This window comes from Nocardia sp. NPDC051750, assembly GCF_044453135.1.
In the GTDB taxonomy this organism is placed as follows: domain Bacteria; phylum Actinomycetota; class Actinomycetes; order Mycobacteriales; family Mycobacteriaceae; genus Nocardia.
This window is the reverse complement of record NZ_JBITCK010000001.1, coordinates 608318-627643: the sequence shown is the minus strand read 5'-3', so window position 1 is coordinate 627643 and position 19326 is coordinate 608318. Positions and strand designations below refer to the sequence as shown.

The window sequence follows — 19326 nt, the reverse complement described above, 5'->3', positions numbered from 1 at the left end:
CTGAACCCTCTCGGTGGCCGACCCGCCGCCACCGGCCGCGCTGCCCCGAGCCCCGCAACATCGGCGCTGGGGGCGCCATCGTCCATCGCCCCGGGCGATATCCGGACCACAGGTGATTCCTCCGCATCGAGCACGCCGCCGAGTTTCCCACATCGGTGGCGCCGCCCCCGGCCCGCAGCACCGAACCCCCTGCTCAGCCCCGATCGTCACTCCCGTCGGCTGCTCCGGATAAGGGCGGGCCCCACCCGCGAGCCCAGCCGTCGACCGTATCCAGCCTGCCCGGCCCACAACGCCTCGCGACCGGCCGGCCTCCGAGGTCGGGGCCCGCCCTGGTTCTGGAGCGACGGAGCGGGCGAGCGTAGGAGTGAAGAACCGGGTTGACAGGGCCCCGGCCCACACCGCGGAGGCGGCGCCGAAAACACGGCCCTGCGGTGCCGGAGGCGGTGCCGACGATAGGGTGTAGCGCGATGCCCATGTCCTGTTCACAGGACCCGAACCGACCGGAGAAGCCTCACGTGCGCGAAGTACTTCTGCTCTGCTGGCGTGATACCGGCCATCCGCAGGGCGGCGGTAGCGAACGGTACCTGGAGCAGGTCGGCGCGCAACTGGCGGCCCGCGGGGTGAAGGTCACCTTGCGTACCGCCCGCTATCCGGGGGCGGCGCGGCGGGAGCGGGTCGACGGGATCGATATCAGCCGGGGCGGGGGCCGGTTCACCGTGTACCCCCGGGCCCTGGCGGCGATTCTGCTCGGGCGGCTCGGTGTGGGGCCACTGAAGGATGTCCGGCCCGATGCGGTGATCGACACCCAGAACGGGATCCCGTTCTTCGCGCGGCTGGTCTCGGGGGTGCCGTCGGTGGTGCTGGTGCATCACGGGCATCGGGAGCAGTGGCCCGTGGCGGGGGAACTGGTGGGCCGGATCGGCTGGTGGATCGAATCGACGCTGTCGCCGCGGCTGCACCGCAACGATCAGTACCTCACGGTTTCGCTGCCTTCGGCCGAGGAACTGGCCTCGCTCGGCGTCGACCCGTCCAGGATCGCGGTCGTGCGCAACGGCGCCGAACCGGTGCCCGCCGACATTCCTACCGGCGCCGCCGGGGTGCGGACGGCGGAGCCGCGAGTGGTGGTGTTGTCCCGGCTCGTGCCGCACAAACAGATCGAGGACGCGCTCACCGCGATCGCCCGGCTGCGCAGCCGGATCCCGGCCGTCCATCTCGATGTGATCGGTGGCGGCTGGTGGGCCGGCAAGCTGAAGGACCAAGCCGCGGCGCTCGGAATCGCCGACGCGGTCACCTTCCACGGCCATGTCGGTGAACAGCGTAAACACCAGTTGCTGGCCCGCGCCTGGGTGCATGTGCTGCCATCCCGCAAGGAAGGCTGGGGACTGGCGGTGATCGAAGCCGCCCAGCACGGGGTGCCCACGGTCGGCTATCGCTCCTCCCGCGGGCTCACAGACTCCATCATCGATGGCGTGACGGGGGTGCTGGCCGACGATGCCGACCAGCTGGCCGGCATCGTCGGTGAACTGCTCGACGATGCGGCGGCGCGGACCATCATGGGCGAGAAGGCCCGGGCCCGGGCCCGGGAGTTCTCCTGGGAACATACGGCCGCGGGTGTGCACCAGGTGCTGGCGGCGGCCGCGGCGGGCCGGCGGATCAGCGGGCTGATCTCACCCGGTGAGGAGATGCCCGCGGTGGACGCCGAGGTAGCGGCGGGCGCTTGACGGCTCACTGACCCGCGAGTAGCCCGAATCCGGGGACCGGCGCCCTATCGGGCTGAAAGCTGCAGCGGCCTGCGCCCGGTTGTTGTCGGCGCTTCGCTCCCGACCTACGTGCTACACGCCAGGAGGTCGAGTCGCGGGTAGCGGCCGAGTTCCTCCGCGAACCATGTCCGGATGATCACGACCGACAATCAGTCGAGCAGTTCGCTGGCCTGGTTGACCTCCAGGGCCCGGCGCAGCCACTTCTGCAGCTGATCGAGGTCGCTGCACGAAGTGACCGTGTCCCGCACGTGCACCGGAACGTCGATTCCACGAGCGTCGAGAACGGTGAGGATTGATTTGGCTTCTCCGAGCGCCTCGCCTTCGGCCCGCCCTTCGGCTCGCCCCTCGGCGATATATTTGCGGGCGAAGTCGCTGGTGAAGTTGTAGTCACGCAGACCGGTAGACATAAACGCCTCCCAAACAGGACGAACAGCTGGCGGCAGCATCGTCAGGATGAAGTCATGGTATCGCAGGGCAGGGTCGGCTCCGAGGGTTCGCAGACCGGTGGCCAGGGCCTGCCAGATCCGGGCATGGTCGGGGTGGCGCGGGTGCGCGACCGCCGACAGCACCGCCAGCTCGGGCAGCGCGGTGGCCACCTCCGGGTCGGTGACCACCGGAACCGATGAGGGATCCAGAACCAGTGGTGTCAATGTGATAGGTGGATTGCCGAAACCGAAATCGAGCGGTTTGGCCGCCCACTTCGCGGTACGCGCGTCCGCGCAGAAAACCAAGAGAAGTACCGGACATTTCATCCGCGACCGCAGCGACGCCGTATAGACCGGCCAGGACCACGGCTTGTCCGGATCGGGACGTAGCTGAACCTCCAGCACGACGGCCAGCACGGGGTTACCACCACGCTCGAACGCGATGACCGCGTCGGCGTAGTACTCGGTGGGCGCCACCACGGCTGCCCGCTCCGATCGAGGTACCACGGTCTCGTAGTCCGGTAGTTCGCAGCCGAGGGCAGCGAGGAGCGGAGCGACCAGTCCGGGCCGCTCCGTGAACATGTCGATCACCACTTCGTGCGGGGTCGAGGGCATGACGCGAACGATAGCGCGCACCGATCATTTTGAGCCACAGTGGTTTTGGGTGAGCTGCGGAATACTGAGTGCCACCACCTGCTCGAAGCGGCTCGCCGCCCCAACCCTGCCGTCACCACCGGGCGAGCCGGGTAAGCAGCTGGGAGGATGGCAGCACGACAAAGGTCATCGGCGCTGGCTGCGGACCCAGTTTCGAATTCGCTGTTCGAGATGAGCACTCAGCCGGTCCGCTGCGGCCGACCGGGGAGTCACTTCGTCGAAGCATTCGCAGCCCTTACGGGCGATCAGCCGGCCGATATTGTCCGAACTCGGCGCCGGGAAAGCGAGGTGGCACTTGGATTGCGTCAGCTCGCTGCCGAGACCGAGAAACGCCCGACCGATACCGAGGCCCGGCGGGGTGTGCACGACCGTCTCGTCCGGGAGCGTGTACAACCGATCATTATGCCGAAGTGGTGTTCGTGGGAGACCGCTTCGCCTGGCAGTTGCTTACACGGGTCGGGGTGCTCGGCGACAGTTACGTGAGAGGTAGCCGAGGAGGACCGTGAGCACGGGCGAAACCAGGAGGAACGCCCACAGGATATGGGCGCTGAGCACCAGTGCCCGGTGCTCCGGTGCGGGACGCGGCCGGACCTCGGGGACCCGGTAGAGGATCAGTTCGTCCGTCGTGAGCACCTGATCGAGCCGGGCGAGGGTGGTGGCGGATTCACCCATAGGGCCGGGAGTATCGCGTTCGACCAGGACCCATCCGACACCGAGTCGCGCGAGTTCACTCGCCTCACCGCCGGCGAGCAGCAGATCTTCGACCTTGTGCGCGCGACCGCCCTCACCGGCCACGATCCGGCCGCGGACGGGGAGTTCACCGGTTTGCAGGACGTCGCGTGGCAGCATCCGCGGAGCCGGGTCGAGGACGGGGGCGGAACCGCTGTACGGGAAACGGCGGAACATCCCGCCCGGAAGCACCGCGATATCGCCCGGGCCGTCGATCCGTTCTGCCACCTCACTCCAGGAATCCGGGTAGTGAACCGCCTGCATCTGCCCGCCCACACCCCAGCCGAGGTCGGGTAGCGGGAGGACGAGCATCCCGATCAAGAGCGCTGCCAGCGCGGGCGACACACGCATCAGCCGGTGGCCGCCGGCGTCCGGGGAGGGCGCGGTCGGTGAGTCGGGGGCGGTCGCGGAATGCCGGGCATCCCCCGCGGACTCGCCGAACTCACTGTCGAGTTCGGCTGCGGGGTCGGCGGCCGCGGCAGGCCGGTCCGTGAGCCGGGGCGCGGCAGGGGTCATTGGTGTCATAAAGTCCGCAGGTCCGGCGGTCGGCCGCGCCGACGCCGGGAGGCCGTGTCGGCCGGCGAAAACTGAGCAGGCGGCCGCGGCGCAGAGTGTGTATGCGGGGACGGCCAGTGCGACGAATTTCTGTGTATCCCGCAGCAGCCCCGCCCCGGGGATGTGCACGACCAGCCACTCCATGAGGGTCAGGCCGGCCGGGGTCGCGGCGAGCGCGGGGAGAGCGATCGCTGCCAGTGCGAGGACCAGCAGGATACGGCGGGCCCGGGTGCGTTCGGGATCGCCGTCCGCGGCCGCCACGGTACGTATTCCGAGCACCACGACGGCCAGGAACAGAATCGTCGCGATCGCGGCCAGCGGGGTCGTCCGGGAGCCGGGGACCGCGTCGGCATTCCAGATACCACCCAGCCCGGCGAGGCTGCCGAGGGTGCCCAGCCCTGGCTCCGCGCGGGCGGCGAAGGCCGGGACACCGGCGGGGTCGGAGGGTTCGGCGGCCACTCCGGAGACTGCCGTCGCCATCAGCCACGGTGTACAGGCAAGCGCCACCAGAGCGAGGACACGCACGAGCCACCGCCGGCCGATCACCACCACGGCGACGATCCCGGCGAGCAGCGCGCCGGTCGGGGTGAGACCGGCGGCCGCGAGGCAACCGGCCAGCGCCGCCCAGTGCTGTGTTCTCGGCGCGCTGCCGCGCGCGGGGGCTCGTAAGACTCGGCGCCGCCGCTGGGCACGTCCGGTCGGGCTCGGGTCGAGATCTTCGAGGGGCTTCGCCGGCCTCGGAGCTTCGCTGGGGAGGTGCGGTGGTTGGTCGGCATTGCCGGTGGAGTCGGTTCGGACCCGTCGGAGGGGGATCTCTGGAAGCCGGGTGCGGATGCGGAGTGCGGCGAGGACGGTCCAGGGGAGGGCCGCGTAGCCGGTGAGGAGGCTCCAGTGCCCCTGCAGCAGGCGTTCCGCGACGTAGGGGTTCCACACTGCGAGGGTTGTGGCGACCAGTTGCGCGGCGAGAGGAGCGCGTAGCAGGTCGCGGACCAGGACGGCGGCGCCGAATCCGGCGGCCCAGAGCGCGATCAGCAGGATCGCCTTCACCAACAGCCCACCGTCGACGATCGGTGAGAGCGTGGCGAGCAACGCATCCTGCGGTACCGCGCGGGGCGCCGCATCGCCGAGGCCGAGGGCGGTATCGGTGAAGTAGGAGCGCGGGGTGCTTACGGCGTCGCGCAGCAGCAGATACCCGGCCGGGAGTAGCGGCGCGGTGATCAGCAGAGTGAGCAGCAGGCTGTAACCGGCCGGGAGCCACCGTGTCCACCGGCCTGCTCGTTGTGCACCCACGGCCAGTCACCCTACGTTCGCCGGCCCGGGCGGGGCGGACCGGTCCATGTGTCGGTTCGGTGGGAGACTTGCCCGCGTGCAGTCCGTTCGCCGTCTCCCCGCTGTGGCGGACATGACCCTGGTCACCGCGGGGGCGATGACCGCGAATATCGCGAGCTATCTGCTGCAGCTGCTGGCCGGTCGTTGGCTCGGCGTGGCCGGATACAGCGAATTCGCCAGCTTGCTGGCCGTCCAGCTGCTCTGCGCCGTTCCGGCGCTGGCCCTGCAGAACGTGGTGGCGCGCGAACTCGTGCACGGGACCGATATCGCGGCGCTGCGGGCGCTGCGGTGGCGGTGCGCCGCGCTCGTGGCGGCCGCGGTGGTGGTGCTGGTGCCGGTGGTGAGCGTGCTGCTGGATGTGGGTATCGCGGCGGCCGCGGCCGCACTGGGGTCGGCCCCCGCGCTGGTCGTGCTGGCCGGTGAGCAGGGGGTATTGCAGGGACAGAAACGGTTCCGGGGGCTGGCGGTGGTGCTGGGGGTGACCGGTATCGCGAAGGTGGCGCCGGCCCTGCTGGTGCTGGCATGGGGTGGTGGGGCCACGGCGGCGCTGTGGGCCGCGGCGGGCGGTATCGCCGGGGCGGCGGTGTGCGGGCGGATCGTGGCGGGGCCCGGGCGTGGTCCGGTCGAGGATCGCGGCGTGCTCGCGGGGGCGGGCGTGCCGGGCGATTCCGGTGCGACGGATGTGGGCGCCGGTGCGCGGTCCGGGGTGGCGGATGTGGCGGCGGTATTGCGGGCCGCGCAGGTGCAGGCGGCGTTGATGGCTTTGTCGTCCGCCGATCTGATCGTGGTCCGGATCGTGCTGGAGGAACCCGACGCCAGCCGGTATGCGCTGGGCACCATCGCCACCAAGATCGCGTTCTGGTTACCGCAGGCTGTTGGGGTGGTGCTGTATCCGCGGATGGCGCAGCCCGCCTCCTCCGGCTCGGCGGTGCGTTCGGCGCTGGCCGTGCTCGCCGGTATCGGAGTGGTCGCGGTGCTGGGTGCAGCGGTGGCGGCGCCGCTGGCACCGCTGTTCGCCGGGCGCGATTACGCCCCGATCCAGGGACTGCTGTGGTTGTTCGCGTTGCACGGCGCGATCTTGGCGGTGCTGCAGGGCGCGCTGCTCTCGGCGATCGCAGTGAACCGGACCGCGCTGGCGGCCCTGGCGTGGGTGGGCCTCGCGCTCGAGGTGGTGCTGATGCTGACCCTCGCGAGCACGGTGACCGGGCTCATCGTGACCGCCGCCCTCGTCGCGGGAGCGACTACCGCACTGGTGTCGCTGCTGGTCGTTCGGTCGGCGCAGCCGCATCCAGTGGTCACGGGCGAGGGCCCTGCGTGGTGATGCTGCGCTACCGCCTCCGGGCCTGACCCGCTCATGCGTCCGGCGGCCGCTGGGTGATCCGCGGCAGCGCCGCCAGTCCGACCGCGATCACCGCGACGAGCGCGGGGACCTGGACCCACATCGAGTCGCCCATATAGCCGCCGGGCATCCGCCAGGGCCCGGTCGACAGGGCGGCAGCGGAGAGCGCGGTGCCGAATCCCGCCACGGCGGTGAGAGCGCGGCGTGGCAATCCCGGCACGAACCGCACTACCGCCAGACCCGCGACCGTGAGTACGGTTCCGACGGGTCCGGCGATGACCGTCGCGGCGCCCGTGAGCGCGAGACCACCCAGGGTCCAGGGCGTCCGCCACGTTGGGACCGGTGCGCAGGCAGTGCCGCGGGGTCCGCGCGGAATCGCCAGGAGCAGCAGTGGGATCAGCAGGAGCAGCCCGCCGAATATGGCCACCCGGTACCACTTGTCGATCGGGAACGATACGGTGACCGGCCCGGTGGCGCCGGCGGGTAACAGCCAGCCCTGTTGCCAGCCGTCCACTACGACGGGCTCGAGTTCCCGGCCGTCTGCGAGATGAGCCGACCAGCCGGAGTTGGTGCTGAGCGGCATGGTCACCAGCTGCGCTCCGGTATCGGCGGCAGGCGGCGGGGGCTGGGTGTTCACCAGGCGCAGCCGGTCGACGAAGAACAGTTCGGTCGGCGCGACCAGAACATCGACTTCACCGTCCGGCAGGGAAACCGGTTGGGCGGCGGCCGTATCGGTGCCCGGTGCCGGCAGCGCACCGGGGTCGGGGCAGGCTTGGGCGGGAACCGGTGCGCCGGAGCGTAGTTCGCCTGCGGTGGCGGTGACGCTGGTGTGTACCAGTCGCCCACCCACGGCGATGGTCGGCCCGATATCGCAGCCGACCGTGACGAGCCGGTCGTCCGGTGCCGGTGCGGGATACTGCGGACCCAGCACGTTCACTTCCGCCAGCCCGGCCGGTTGGGCCTGGTGGTATCCCAACGCGGTGCGATCGAGGACGGATTCCCAGCTGCGGATACTCAATTCGATCCGATCGGTCACCGTGGGATGCACATCGATCCGGGAGACCTCGTGGGGCTCGTCGAGTTCGCGTATCTGCGGCCCGTTGCCGAGATTCACCGCGACCGAGGTCGGGGCGGCCGGCAGCCCGCCGAGCGAAGGCGTCAGTTCCAGCCCCGTCACCAGCGTGGGTTCCGGGAGTTCGATCGTCAGTGTCGGCTTCGGGCCCTTGGTGTCCCGGACGGTCTCCTCCGGGGCGGTCCAGCTGGTGCGCGGATCCCCGTCGGTGGCGGCGAAGGCCGACCCGCGCAGGTCGCCGACGTCGGATTCGCCGCGCGCGACGGGTCGCGCCGGATCGGTCAGCAGCGCCTCGAGCGCCGGGCCCTGGCGGGGGCGGACCGTGAGCTGTGCAGCGACCGTGACCGGAGCCGGTACCGACAGCGTCCGGCTGAACGCACCCATTTCTTCCGGGGCCAGTGCCAGGCCCTTCCCACAGCGGATCCGGTCGGGGGCATCGAAACATGCGCTGCGGCCGGGGAATTCCTGTCCGAGATCCCAGCCGCTGATCGGGGCCCCGGGTGGGGTGTCCGGAAGGACGGTCCGGTGCCGGATATCGACCGGGACGGGAACATCACGCACCGTGTAGTCGTCCATACTCAGTTCGCTGATCCCGAATTGGCCGCCGGTACTTCCGCGTTCGGTTTGCCGGGCGGTGATCTTCACCCATTCGGTCGACCCCACCGGCAGGGCGACCGACACCGGCTCGCCGGGTTTTGTGATCCGGGCGGAAACGCTGCCGTTGTTGGTGCGCACCTCCACCCATTTCACCGGGTCGCCGATGGCGGCGGGAGTGGTCGTGAAACGTAACAGGCCGGACCGGAACGGTTGGTCCAGATCGAGCCGCAACCATTGGCCGAGTGCGTACTCGCCGGCATTGCTGATCCAGGCCGTGGTGGGATCACCGTCCACGATCGCGGCGGTCGAATTGCCCGGGGCGACACCGCCGATCTGGGTGGCGTCGGCGGCCGAACTGGACGCGGTGACCGTGGCTCCCGTCCACTCGCCCCGGGCCGGTTCGGTGCCCGGGACCGCGTAGTCGGGCACCAGGTTGTGGGTGCGGCGGGCGTCGTCGGGGGCGCGCAGTGCGGAGTTGTGGTTGTCGACCTTGCCGAAGTCGGTTTCCCGGTCCATCGGAGTGTCGGTCACCGTGACCGGGCCCACCGGTAGCCCCGCGGCGGCGGCGTCGGCGGCCATCAGGGTCGGTTCGTGCGAGGTCGCGGGGTCGCGGTGCAGTCGTTCCAGTACTTCCGGCCCGCCCTGTACCACCGGTACCGAGGCGAGCGGGACGGTATAGGCACCGGGCAGGTCGGCGGGTGCGCCTGTCCCGCTGCGCAGTTCGACCGGCGTACCCGGCGGTGGAACGTCGACCCGGTAGATCTCGACCGCTGGGTAATCGGGCCGCATATCGGCGTCGACCACGAAATCGTCTCTACCGGAACCGTGTTCGATCGGATCACCGAATTCGGCGACCTTCCGCAACCCCGGTGAGCCTTCGACCGCGCTGTGGGCCAGCAGCGGGCGGGTCGACCGTGCGGTATCCGGGTCCAGGTCGTTGCGCAGCACCAGCACGCCGATTCCCTGCCCGCGCAGCGCGGCCGCGAGGCCGGCGGAGGGCCGGCCGTCGGCGATGAGACGCTGGATCGAATCCATGGCCCGGATGGTTCCGGGCGGGGTCAGCGGCACGGCGTCCCGGACCGCCCACGGTGTCTCGGCGAGCGCCTGCAGGGGTTCGTCCCGGGTCAGGCCCCACACCTGGCTGCCGAACGGCGCCCCCGGCACCACCAGCGCCCGGGTGTCGGCGGCATTGTCGCGCAGCCAGTCCGCGGTCTGCTGCCAGTAGGCGGGCACCTGGTCATAGGCGCCGCGCGGGGCGAGTTTGCCGGTCCAGGCCAGCGAGGTGGACAGGGTGAGCGCGGCCAGGATCAGCATCGCCACCGCGACCCGGCGGTCGCGATGCGGATTGGCGAAGGCCGTACGCCACTGCCCCGCGCGTACCGAGCCGGGTAGTGGCACCCGGGCCAGCAGCTGGGCCAGGCCCAGCACCAGCGGTAGCCGGATCAGCGGTTCCAGTTTGTGCACATTGCGCAGCGGTGCACCGCCGGAATCGAGGAAGATCCGGACCGATTCGGCGAACGGACCGCCCAGCTGCCCGGCGTAGCCCGCGCAGATACCGGTCAACCCGACGCAGAGAATGAACACCAGCCGCCCGCGCCCGGGCATCGAGCGCAGCGCCAGACCCGCCATGCCCGCGGCGGCGATGAGTCCGGTGGCCAGTACGGCGGCCGGCTGGGTGACCAGCACCGCGCCCGCGATCCGTTCCGGCGAGACGAACGGTGTCCAGCTGTCGGTACCGCGCAGCACCTCGCCCAGCGACGCCCACTGGGTGGTCACCCCCGATGATTCGATGTAGTCGAGGAACGGCGGGCTGACCCGGCCGAGCAGCAGCAGCGGCACCGCCCACCACGCGACCGCGAGCACCAGCAGCGGCACCCAGGCGAGCGTGAACCGCCACCAGGCCCGGTTGGGCCGGTAACTGGCCCACCACAGCAATGCGGGCAGGAAGGCCGCGACCGTAGCGACCGCGTTCACCGCGCCCATCAGCGCCAAGGCCAGCGCGCTGCCGGCCGGTGAGCGCAGCCCGCCGCGCCGCCGGCGCCGATACACGGTGCCCAGCGCGGCGGGCGCGAGCAGCACCCACGGCGCCAGCATCATAGGCAGGGTTTCCGAGGAGATCGACCCCAGGGTGGTCAGCACCCGGGGTGACAGTGCATAGGCGAGTGCCGCGATGATCCGCGAACCGCGCCCGCCGATCCCGAGGGTCTCGCAGAGTTTGACCACGCCCCAGAACCCGGCGAGCAGCAGTAACGCCCACCAGACCCGCTGCGTCACCCACGCCGGTACGGCGAGGAGATCACCCAGCGCGAAGAAGGCGCCGTGCGGGAAGAAATAGCCGTAGGCCTGATTCTGGACCTGTCCCATCGGGGCCTGACTGCTCCACAGATGGGCGGCCCGGGCCAGGAAGCCGAGCGGGTTCTCGGCCAGGTCGTATTTGGTATCGGCGACGGTGAGCCCGGGGGACTGCAGGAAACTGAGCAGGAAAGCGATAACGGCCGAGCCGGCGAACCAGCGCGGGCCCAGCCGGTCGGCGGGCGGTGGTTCCGGCACCGGAGCGGGGGCCGCGCCGGGCGAATCGGCGGGATCGGACTTCTCGGGCACCGTGGGTCAGGCGTTCGGAGTCCCCGCCGCGGGCACCTGGCGGGGACGGGGCGGGGTCGAGGTGGGACTCAGCGCTGGCCGTATTCGACGCTGTTCAGCAGCGAACTGTCGGCGTTACCGCTGCGGTCCACTTCGGGCCGGGTGTTCTGCTGCAGCGCGGCGGTGACGGCGAAGACCGCGATCGCGCCCAGCAGGGCGCCGCCCACCGCACTCGCAATACCGGGGACAGCAAACTTCATCGCAGCTCCAAACTCGACGCAGGCAGTATCGGGGCCAACCTAGCAGGATCGCCCGGGTCTGTGTTTTTCGGCGCGCGGGTTTCGGCCCCTCTCGGAGGGGCCAAAACCTATGAAAGCCGCGCTGAACTCGGCGCCGCCGCTGGGTGCGTCAGGGTACGGGTGCCGGCAAAACTTCGAAGCGCGGCGCCTGACCCGGGCGCCGGCAGCTCATAAGCCGGCCTCTCGATCCGGCGGCGCCGGTGTGCACAGTGCACCGAGCAGCGTGCGCAACTTGCTGGTGGTCTCCTCCAGTTCCTCCTGGGGGTCCGAGGCCGCGACAATGCCCCCACCGGCGTAGGCGCGCAGTGACCGCCGGTCGGCCGCCAGTTCCGCGCTGCGGATCGCGACCACCCAGCACCCGTCGCCGGTCGCCTCGCACCACCCGGCCGCGCCTCCGTAGAAACCGCGGTCCTCCTCGTGACCGGTGATGTATTCGAGCGCCTGGGCGGTGGGGGTGCCGCAGACGGCCGGGGTCGGGTGCAGCAGCAGCGCGAGTTCGAGCGCGCTGGGCGCGGGCTGTCGCAGTACACCGTGGATCGGGGTGCCCAGATGCCAGACCTCGCGGGTGTTCACCAGCTGCGCGTGGGGCGGCACCGTGAGCCGCGTGCAGAGCGGGGCCAGCCGCTCGGTGATCCAGTCGACGACGAACGCGTGTTCCGCCCGGTTTTTCGTGCTCGCCGCGAGTCTTTCCGCCTGCGCCGCGTCCGCTTCGGGGTCGTGGAGCCGGGGGAGTGTTCCGGCCAGCGGGAACACCGTGACCGTGGTTCCGGTCCGCTGGACCAGGGTCTCCGGGCTCGCGCCCACCAGGGCCGCGCCGGTCTGCCCGGCGGGCGTGAGATCCACCGCGAAGATATTCGCGCGCGGATGCGCGGTCAGCAGGTAGGCGGCCAGGATCTGGGGGTCCAGCGGGCTATCGGCCGTGGCCAGCACCGACCGCGCGGCCACCACTTTCTGCAGCGGCTGTGCAGGATCAGTGAGAATTTCCACCAGCCGCGCCACCCTGGAGCGGTGCTCGTCCGCGGCGGGCTGTTCGCTCACCACCCGGATGCGGGGCAGCTCGGGGAGCGCGGCCGGTTGCCACGGGCCCGCGGTGTGGACCAGTTCGGCGGGTTCGATCAGTGCGGCCGGGCGCCGCGGGTCGAACGGTAGAGCCCCGGCGATCGCCGTGCCGCGGTGCGCGGCATCGACGGCCTGCCACGGATCGCGGTATTCGGTACGCACACCGGTCGCGCGGACCACGCTGTCGGGTCGAGCCAGCAGGAACCCGGTCATATCCCGACCGTAGCGCCCTGTCGCGGCGGGCCCGTGCGGCCACGCACAGCTTGCGGCGCCGGGCGACGCTGTCAGGTTCCGGCGCGCTGGTTGTGCCCGTTTTCGCGGGCGCGATCCGGCTGGACCGGCGGAACCAGGAAGACCGGGCGATGGCAGTGTTTGAGTACGGCATCGGCGACACTGCTGTGCACCAGCGCCCGCAACCCGGTGGCGCCGCGGGTGCCCGCGACGATGATGTCCACATCGAGTTCGTCGGCGACCTCGACGATCGCATGCCAGACGCTGCCCGCGAATTCTTCGGTGCGGGCCTCGGCGTTCAGTCCGGCCAGACCCGCCAGGTGCACACCTTCCGCGTTGATCTCGCGCGCGGTCGTGTAGGCGATGTCCTCCATCTCCTCGTCCGGCACCCATTCCGGTTGCACCATCCCGGAGATTCCCGATATCCGCGCCGCCTGGCGCACCATCGGCTCCCAGGCGGTCAGCACTATCGCCCGGTTGGCGGTGAGGAAGCGACCGGCATAGTCGACCGCGCGTTTGGCGTGTTCGGAACCGTCGTAGGCGATGAGCATCAGATCGCAGGGCATGGCGACCTCCGAGGGGCGGAATCCTGACGGATGATTCCAGATTACCTCTCTTCCGAAACCGAGCCGGGCTTTTCCGGCCGTGGTGGTCCGGCTACCGTCGAACGATGCGGAAGATGCCGTTCGTGCTGCTCGCGGTGCTCGCCATGATCGTTACCGCCTGTTCGGGCGGTGACGGTGGTAGCCCCGGAACCTCTACACCGGGTGGTGCTTCACCGGAGGCCGGGACAAGCGCCGCGCCCGCACCGCCGACCGAGACGGAAGCCGGCTGCGCCGCCGAGTACCTGGGCCAGTTCAGCACCCGGGAGAAGCTGGCACAGCTGCTCACTGTCGGTGTCACCGGCACCGAGGACGCGCTCGCCGTGGTGCGCGATCACCAGGTCGGCGGCATTTTCGTCGGTAGCTGGACCGATCTGTCGATGCTCTCCGACGGCGGGCTGCAGCAGGTGACGGCGGCGGCGAAGGTGCCGCTCATGGTCACCACCGACGAAGAGGGCGGTCGCGTATCCCGGCTGGGCGACCTGATCGGCACCGCTCCCTCGGCCCGCGTGACGGCGGAGACGATGACCGCCGACGAGTTCTACGACGCGACCCTGGAACGCGCCCGCGCCATGCGCGATCTGGGTATCACGGTCGATTTCGCGCCCGATATCGATGTGAGCTCGCAGCCCGACGATTCGGTGATCGGTGACCGCTCGTTCTCGGACGACCCGGCGGTGGTCACCGAATACGCGGACGCCTATATCCGGGCCATGAACGAAGTCGGCCTGGGCACGGTGCTCAAGCATTTCCCGGGGCACGGTGCCGGGACCGGCGATTCCCATCTCGGCGCGGTCCAGGTGGCGCCGCTGCCGGAGTTGATGGACCGTGATCTGGTGCCGTTCCGGGAGTTGATCGACAGCGGTTCGGCCGTGATGGTCGGGCATCTGGACGTGCCCGGTCTGACCACCCCGGGGGTACCGGCCAGTATCAGTCCGGAGGTCATGTCCCTGTTGCGGGAGGGTTCCGGGTACGGCGCGGCACCGTACGACGGCGTGATCTTCACCGATGACCTCAGCGGCATGGCGGCCATCACCAACCGGTTGTCCATCGAGGAGGCGGTCGAGGCCACTCTGGTGGCCGGTGCCGACAACGCGTTGTGGATCAGCACCGATGCTGTCGGGCAGGTGCTGGACCAGTTGGAGGACGCGGTCGCGGCCGGTCGCCTGCCGATGGACCGGGTGGATGCTTCGGTGCTGCGGATGGCCGATTACAAGCGCGTCCCCCGCGCCTGCTGACCTGCTGACGCGCGGTGATCACCCGAGGGCCCGCGCCCCGGGCGCAGCGCTGATCGATGGACCCGGAGCTCCCCGGGCAGTCTCGGAGGTGCCGGTGGCGTCAGTGCGCCGCCGGGGTGGTTCCGGACCTGGTCAACTTACTTTGGAGTAATATAAAGGGCTCACTGCGGTAGGAGAACGTGATGGCGGGCGGTACGAAAAGACTTCCGAGAGCGGTGCGTGAGCAGCAGATGCTCGACGCCGCGGTCGAAGTCTTCTCGCACAAGGGCTTCCACGAGACTTCCATGGATGCTATCGCCGCCGAGGCCGCGATCTCCAAGCCGATGCTGTATTTGTACTACGGCTCCAAGGACGAACTCTTCCGCGCCTGCATCCAGCGCGAGGGGATGCGTTTCATCGAATCGGTCGCCCCGGCCGGTAATCCGCTGCTCAGCCCGCACGAACAGTTGCGCACGGCGCTGGAGGGGTTCCTCGGTTTCGTCGACACCCACCGCAACTCCTGGCAGGTCCTCTACCGGCAGGCCCTCGGACAGCAGGCGTTCGCCTCGGAGATCGAGAACGCCCGTCAGCGGGTGATCGAACTGACCGCCAAACTCCTGGAGTCCAGCGCCAAGCACGCCGAACCCGGTACCAATTTCGATATCGTCGCGGTCGCCGTGATCGGTGCGGGGGAAGCGATCGCCGATACTGTGGCCAGCGGGCGGATCGATGTGGCCGAAGCGGTGGACCTGCTGGACGCGCTGGCCTGGCGCGGTCTGTCCGGGCGCAAACCCGAATCCGGCGAGCGCGCCGAAACGGGCGAATAGTCCGAATTACCCTGGCGCCACGGTCTTCTGCCGGTTTGCGCGGTATCCGGATGCTCCGTATTTTCTATCCGAACTAGCGGGCTGTCGCGGAGGACGGCGTCCGCGGGGAGGGCAGTGTGTTCGGAATGTTGCGGCCGTGCCGGCACGGCGCAGCGAAATACGGTATCGACCCCGGGCTGTGGCAATCCCATATGTGCGGCCTGTGCCTGGGCCTGCGCGACGGCGGCGGACAGCTGGCCCGCGCCGCCACCAATACCGACGCCATCGTGCTGAGCCTGCTGACCGAGGCGCAGGCCGATACCCCGGCCCCGCGCCGCACCGCCGGACCCTGCCCGCTGCGCGGGATGCGGACAGCGCGCGTGCCGGTCGGCGCCTCGGCCCCGGTCCGGCTCGCCGCCACCGCGTCACTCCTGCTGGGCTCGGCCAAGGTGCAGGACCATATCGACGATGGTGACACCCGCCCGCGGCTGCACCGGCCCATGCGCCGGGTGGCCACGAACTGGTCGGCGGGTGCGTATGCCCACGCGGCGGAGATCGGTCTCGATATCGGACCGCTGGTCGCCACCATCGAGGCGCAGGCCGGTACCGAGCGCCGGATCGCCGCGGCGCCGGGTCCGTCCGGTAGTTCCGATCTCGACGAGCTGACCGTCGCCAGTCGCCGCTGCGCCGCCGAATTCTTCGCCCATACCGCCGTGCTGGCGGGACGTCCGGACAATGCCGGCCCGCTGCGCGCGGCGGGCGCCGAGTTCGGCCGGATCGCCCATCTGGCCGACGCCCTCACCGACTACGCCGCGGACGCCGCGGCTGACCGGTTCAACCCGCTCACGGCCACCGCCACGCCACCCGCCGCGGCCTACGACCTCGTCCGCGAATCGGACCGGTCGCTGCGCGAATCGCTGCGCACTGCCGGACTCACTCGGGTCCCGGCCCTGCGGTGGGCCCTTCTGGACCCGCTCGCTACCGCATTGCGCCGCCTCGGCGCTGTGGTCGCTGCCCCGGCCGGCGCGTCCATCCGGCCTACGGCGGGTGCCCGCAACTCCACCGACCGGGACGCCCCGCCCCGCCGCCCCGGTGCCGGCGAATCCATCCAGCTGATACTCACCCAGTACTGCACCGGTTATGCCTGCTGCGCCGACCACACCAATCCGTGCAGTGGCGAGCAGCGGAAATCGTGGACGAGCCGGGGCTGCAATTGCAGTAACTGCTGTGACTGCGCCGGTTGCTGTTCGGATTGCGGTGGGTGCTGTGGCGGAGACGGTTGCTGCTGTGGATGCTGCGATTGTTCCTGCTGAACCGGCGATCGCCCGCGGCGGCACTCAGTCCCGCGCCGGGCGGGGCCGGTCGAAGCGGCGCGCCCACTGCCGGCAGGGTTCCTCCACCAGTGCGTGACTCGCCGCGGCGATCGGCAACGTGAAGGCGACGGTGAGTACGAGCACCTCCAGGAAATCGCCGTGGAACGGCAGAATCCCGAAAACCGGGAAGATCACCGACAGTACGGCCAGGTGCCAGATGAAGATGCCGTACGACCAGCGTCCGACCGTCGCGGCGGGCGCCGAGGTGAGCCAGCGATGGCGTTTGTCCGCCGGTCCCAGTACCAGTGGGGCGAGCAAGGCGAAGCCGACCACCGCGCCCAGGGCCATCTTCGCCGCGTACTGCCACGGTTCGGCCCGCGTCAGCCCGGCGACCCCACCCAGATCGGTTGCCGAGAACACGAAGGCCGCAGCGGCGATCGACCACATCAGTGGCTGATTGCCGAGGATCCGGCGCCATCCTGCCCGCCGCTCGTCGCAGATGAGTTCGGCCAGCAGCATCCCGCCCGCGAACCACGGCAGATACGCCGGCAGCCAGTTGTCGGCGTGAATCGCGTCCGGGGTCGGCACCGGGATGAAATTCCAGCTCAGGCAGACCAGCCCCAAGGCCAGCACGACCGGGACCCGCGCGGCGGCCGCCCGGCCACGCAGGCGGTGCAGCAGCCAGGCCAGCAGCGGCAGCACCAGATAGAAGGCCACCTCCACCGACAGACTCCACATCTGGGTGAGTCCATCGGTCAGGGTGAGCGGTATGAAAACCTGCAGGAGCAGCAGGTTCGAGAACCACACCTGCAGCCCGGCCGTACCGGCGGCGGCCGGTACCAGGATGAGCACCGCGCACACCACGACCCAATAGGCGGGCATGATGCGCGCCACCCGATGCCGCAGATAGTGCCCCACGGTGGGTGCGTCACCGAGACCCCGTGCGGCGAGCGCGTGCGGCCGCCACAGCAGGAATCCCGACAGGGCGAAGAACACCGCGACCGCCATATCGAAACGTTCCAGCAGCCGGCCCAGCACGGGGATGCCGGTGGTACCGGTCTGGAATGCCACATGGGTGACCAGTACCCCGAGCGCAGCCAGACCGCGCATACCTTCCAGCGCGGGCAGAAAGGACCGTTGACGCGCGGCCGCCACCCGTGGTTCGGATGACGCAGGCGGGTGCGGACGGTCCGTCGCGTGGGCCGGTCGGCCCTGGCCGACGGTGGTCGCCCCGCTGGTCACAGGACACCCTTCGGAGCCGATTCATGCGGTCCGCGGAGGCCGTAGCGAAGGCAGAGGTATCGCATCACCGGACCTCCTTCGGGCCTGATTCATGCGGTCGGCGGAGGCCGTAGCGAAGGCGGAGGTATCGCATCATCGGCTTCCAGTCTGCCGGGCCGGTCAGGTCGTGGGGAAGCCGGTATTTCACACCGCGCGCTAAACTCCTCGCGATTTGGTCGGATTCCGGCCTTGCCAACGCCCGGGTAACGATCCGGCTGTTAGTGTCAGGGCTCACGAGTGCCGCGGCGCCCCGCTGTACCCGCGGAACGACCTGTGTTCTACGACGAGGAGACTTTGCATGGCACTGAGTGCCGGAACCAGAAGGACGGTTGCCTGCGTGCTCGTGGGTCTCGGCGCGTTGCTGATCGTTGCCGCGTTGATGATTCCTACCTACACCGTCAGCAAAATGGCCAAGACTCCTCTCGACCTCGAGATCACCACGGTCGCGGTCAACCAGAAGGACCAGGAAAGCCTGGTCCTGGACTCGTCATCGCTGACCGAAGAGGGGCGCTCGGCAGAGGTCAACGAGAACGTTCCGCTCGTCTCCCAGCGTTTCCTCACCGTCGAAGACCCGTCCGATGCCGACGAGATGACGATTCAGGCCGGTAACACCCTGCGCCGGATCGACAAATCGGGCGATACCGGTGTGCTGACGGCCTACGTCGACCGGATCACCATCGACCGCAAGACCGGTGAGCCCGTGGCCAGCGATCCCAACGGCTCGATCGCGATGACCACCAACAGCAAGGGCGAGAGCATCGCCGATCCGGTGCACCGCACCGGCCTGCAGTACCGGTTCCCGATCGGCACCGAGAAGAAGACCTACCCGTACTTCGACGTTCTCGCCCGGACCACCACCGATATGGAGTTCCAGGAAGAGACCGAGATCAACGGCACCAAGGTCTATCACTTCCGGCAGAACGTCCCGGTCACCGACCTGTCCAAGGTCGCCAAGGGCCCGACCAACCAGCTGAGCCTGCCCGCGGAGAAGTGGGGTGTCGAGGGCGGCGAGGAGCCGGTCACCATGACCCGCTTCTACAGCAACGTCCGCGATGTGTGGGTGGAGCCGCAGACCGGCACCATCGTCAAGGGCGGTGAGCAGCTGAACATCTTCTACGCACGCTCCGCCGACAAGCCCGAGGTGCCCGCGCTCAAGGCGAATATGGTGTTCGACACCGACACCGTCGAATCGCAGCTCGCGGTGGCCAAGGACAATATCGACCAGCTGTCGCTGTTCGGCCGTATCCTGCCGATCGTCTTCGGCATCGTGGGCGTCCTCGCCCTGATCGCGGGTATCGTGCTCGGTCTCATGGGTGGCGGGTCCGGCCGGCCGGTTCGCACCGCCGGCCCGACCGGTAGCCGCCCCGGCGGTCCGGCGCCGTCCCCCGCGGGTTCGGACGCACCGACCACCACGCTGCCGCGCAGCAGCGGGGCGGACGCACCGACAGAGACGATCAGGATGCCCAAGAATCTCTGAG

The 19326-nt window shown here is 69.8% G+C and carries 14 protein-coding genes; 6 read left to right on the top strand and 8 right to left on the bottom strand.

Annotated elements, in window-relative coordinates:
- The first annotated feature begins 515 nt into the window (after nucleotides 1–515).
- Nucleotides 516–1721: a glycosyltransferase family 4 protein gene (locus ACIA75_RS02695; protein ID WP_397099153.1), complete on the top strand. Its 1206-nt coding sequence runs from the start codon at nucleotides 516–518 to the stop codon at nucleotides 1719–1721.
- A gap of 188 nt (nucleotides 1722–1909) precedes the next feature.
- Here ACIA75_RS02695 and ACIA75_RS02690 read toward each other — a convergent pair whose 3' ends face one another.
- The 3 genes from ACIA75_RS02690 to ACIA75_RS02680 form a co-directional block, all read right to left on the bottom strand.
- Nucleotides 1910–2800, bottom strand: coding sequence for a hypothetical protein (locus ACIA75_RS02690; RefSeq protein ID WP_397099151.1), 891 nt, complete (start codon nucleotides 2798–2800; stop codon nucleotides 1910–1912).
- A gap of 165 nt (nucleotides 2801–2965) precedes the next feature.
- The gene (locus ACIA75_RS02685) at nucleotides 2966–3232 is read right to left on the bottom strand and encodes a hypothetical protein (RefSeq protein ID WP_397099149.1); all 267 of its coding nucleotides are present in this window, start codon (nucleotides 3230–3232) and stop codon (nucleotides 2966–2968) included.
- Nucleotides 3233–3286: 54 nt separating this feature from the next.
- Nucleotides 3287–5419: a hypothetical protein gene (locus ACIA75_RS02680; RefSeq protein ID WP_397100873.1), complete on the bottom strand. Its 2133-nt coding sequence runs from the start codon at nucleotides 5417–5419 to the stop codon at nucleotides 3287–3289.
- 130 nt (nucleotides 5420–5549) lie between these two features.
- Here ACIA75_RS02680 and ACIA75_RS02675 point away from each other — a divergent pair, with 130 nt between their 5' ends.
- The gene (locus ACIA75_RS02675; protein ID WP_397100871.1) at nucleotides 5550–6773 is read left to right on the top strand and encodes a polysaccharide biosynthesis protein; all 1224 of its coding nucleotides are present in this window, start codon (nucleotides 5550–5552) and stop codon (nucleotides 6771–6773) included.
- Nucleotides 6774–6804: 31 nt separating this feature from the next.
- On the opposite strand, the gene ACIA75_RS02670 is transcribed toward ACIA75_RS02675, so the two are convergent.
- From ACIA75_RS02670 to ACIA75_RS02655, 4 genes are all read right to left on the bottom strand, one after another.
- A complete protein-coding gene (locus ACIA75_RS02670) occupies nucleotides 6805–11010 on the bottom strand; it encodes an alpha-(1->3)-arabinofuranosyltransferase (RefSeq protein ID WP_397100869.1) in 4206 nt (1401 codons plus the stop codon).
- Between the two features lie 119 nt (nucleotides 11011–11129).
- Nucleotides 11130–11300, bottom strand: a complete 171-nt coding sequence (locus ACIA75_RS02665) for a DUF2613 domain-containing protein (protein ID WP_397099147.1) — start codon at nucleotides 11298–11300, stop codon at nucleotides 11130–11132.
- Nucleotides 11301–11507: 207 nt separating this feature from the next.
- Nucleotides 11508–12611 (bottom strand): isochorismate synthase MenF, encoded by a 1104-nt coding sequence (locus ACIA75_RS02660; protein ID WP_397099145.1) that lies wholly within the window; start codon nucleotides 12609–12611, stop codon nucleotides 11508–11510.
- Nucleotides 12612–12682: 71 nt separating this feature from the next.
- Nucleotides 12683–13195, bottom strand: coding sequence for a universal stress protein (locus ACIA75_RS02655; RefSeq protein ID WP_397099143.1), 513 nt, complete (start codon nucleotides 13193–13195; stop codon nucleotides 12683–12685).
- A 104-nt stretch (nucleotides 13196–13299) separates the two neighbouring features.
- On the opposite strand from ACIA75_RS02655, the gene ACIA75_RS02650 reads away from it, so the two are divergent.
- From ACIA75_RS02650 to ACIA75_RS02640, 3 genes are all read left to right on the top strand, one after another.
- Nucleotides 13300–14469, top strand: coding sequence for a glycoside hydrolase family 3 N-terminal domain-containing protein (locus tag ACIA75_RS02650; protein ID WP_397099141.1), 1170 nt, complete (start codon nucleotides 13300–13302; stop codon nucleotides 14467–14469).
- A gap of 182 nt (nucleotides 14470–14651) precedes the next feature.
- Nucleotides 14652–15275: a TetR/AcrR family transcriptional regulator gene (locus ACIA75_RS02645; protein WP_397099139.1), complete on the top strand. Its 624-nt coding sequence runs from the start codon at nucleotides 14652–14654 to the stop codon at nucleotides 15273–15275.
- Nucleotides 15276–15400: 125 nt separating this feature from the next.
- Nucleotides 15401–16567, top strand: a complete 1167-nt coding sequence (locus ACIA75_RS02640) for a DUF5685 family protein (RefSeq protein WP_397100867.1) — start codon at nucleotides 15401–15403, stop codon at nucleotides 16565–16567.
- A gap of 24 nt (nucleotides 16568–16591) precedes the next feature.
- Here the strand turns inward: ACIA75_RS02640 and ACIA75_RS02635 are convergent, their stop codons facing one another.
- Nucleotides 16592–17677, bottom strand: a complete 1086-nt coding sequence (locus ACIA75_RS02635) for an acyltransferase family protein (protein ID WP_397100865.1) — start codon at nucleotides 17675–17677, stop codon at nucleotides 16592–16594.
- Nucleotides 17678–18146: 469 nt separating this feature from the next.
- On the opposite strand from ACIA75_RS02635, the gene ACIA75_RS02630 reads away from it, so the two are divergent.
- A complete protein-coding gene (locus tag ACIA75_RS02630) occupies nucleotides 18147–19325 on the top strand; it encodes a DUF3068 domain-containing protein (protein WP_397099138.1) in 1179 nt (392 codons plus the stop codon).
- The last annotated feature ends 1 nt before the right edge of the window (nucleotide 19326 follow it).

Excerpts from the sequence above, each read along its gene's own strand:
- ACIA75_RS02640 (WP_397100867.1), top strand. The coding sequence starts at position 15,401 with ATGTTGCGGCCGTGCCGGCACGGCGCAGCGAAATACGGTATCGACCCC.
- ACIA75_RS02650 (WP_397099141.1), top strand. The coding sequence starts at position 13,300 with ATGCGGAAGATGCCGTTCGTGCTGCTCGCGGTGCTCGCCATGATCGTT.
- ACIA75_RS02690 (WP_397099151.1), bottom strand. The coding sequence starts at position 2,800 with ATGCCCTCGACCCCGCACGAAGTGGTGATCGACATGTTCACGGAGCGG.
- ACIA75_RS02630 (WP_397099138.1), top strand. The coding sequence starts at position 18,147 with ATGGCACTGAGTGCCGGAACCAGAAGGACGGTTGCCTGCGTGCTCGTG.
- ACIA75_RS02635 (WP_397100865.1), bottom strand. The coding sequence starts at position 17,677 with ATGCGCGGTCTGGCTGCGCTCGGGGTACTGGTCACCCATGTGGCATTC.
- ACIA75_RS02675 (WP_397100871.1), top strand. The coding sequence starts at position 5,550 with ATGACCGCGAATATCGCGAGCTATCTGCTGCAGCTGCTGGCCGGTCGT.
- ACIA75_RS02645 (WP_397099139.1), top strand. The coding sequence starts at position 14,652 with ATGGCGGGCGGTACGAAAAGACTTCCGAGAGCGGTGCGTGAGCAGCAG.
- ACIA75_RS02655 (WP_397099143.1), bottom strand. The coding sequence starts at position 13,195 with ATGCCCTGCGATCTGATGCTCATCGCCTACGACGGTTCCGAACACGCC.
- ACIA75_RS02665 (WP_397099147.1), bottom strand. The coding sequence starts at position 11,300 with ATGAAGTTTGCTGTCCCCGGTATTGCGAGTGCGGTGGGCGGCGCCCTG.
- ACIA75_RS02660 (WP_397099145.1), bottom strand. The coding sequence starts at position 12,611 with ATGACCGGGTTCCTGCTGGCTCGACCCGACAGCGTGGTCCGCGCGACC.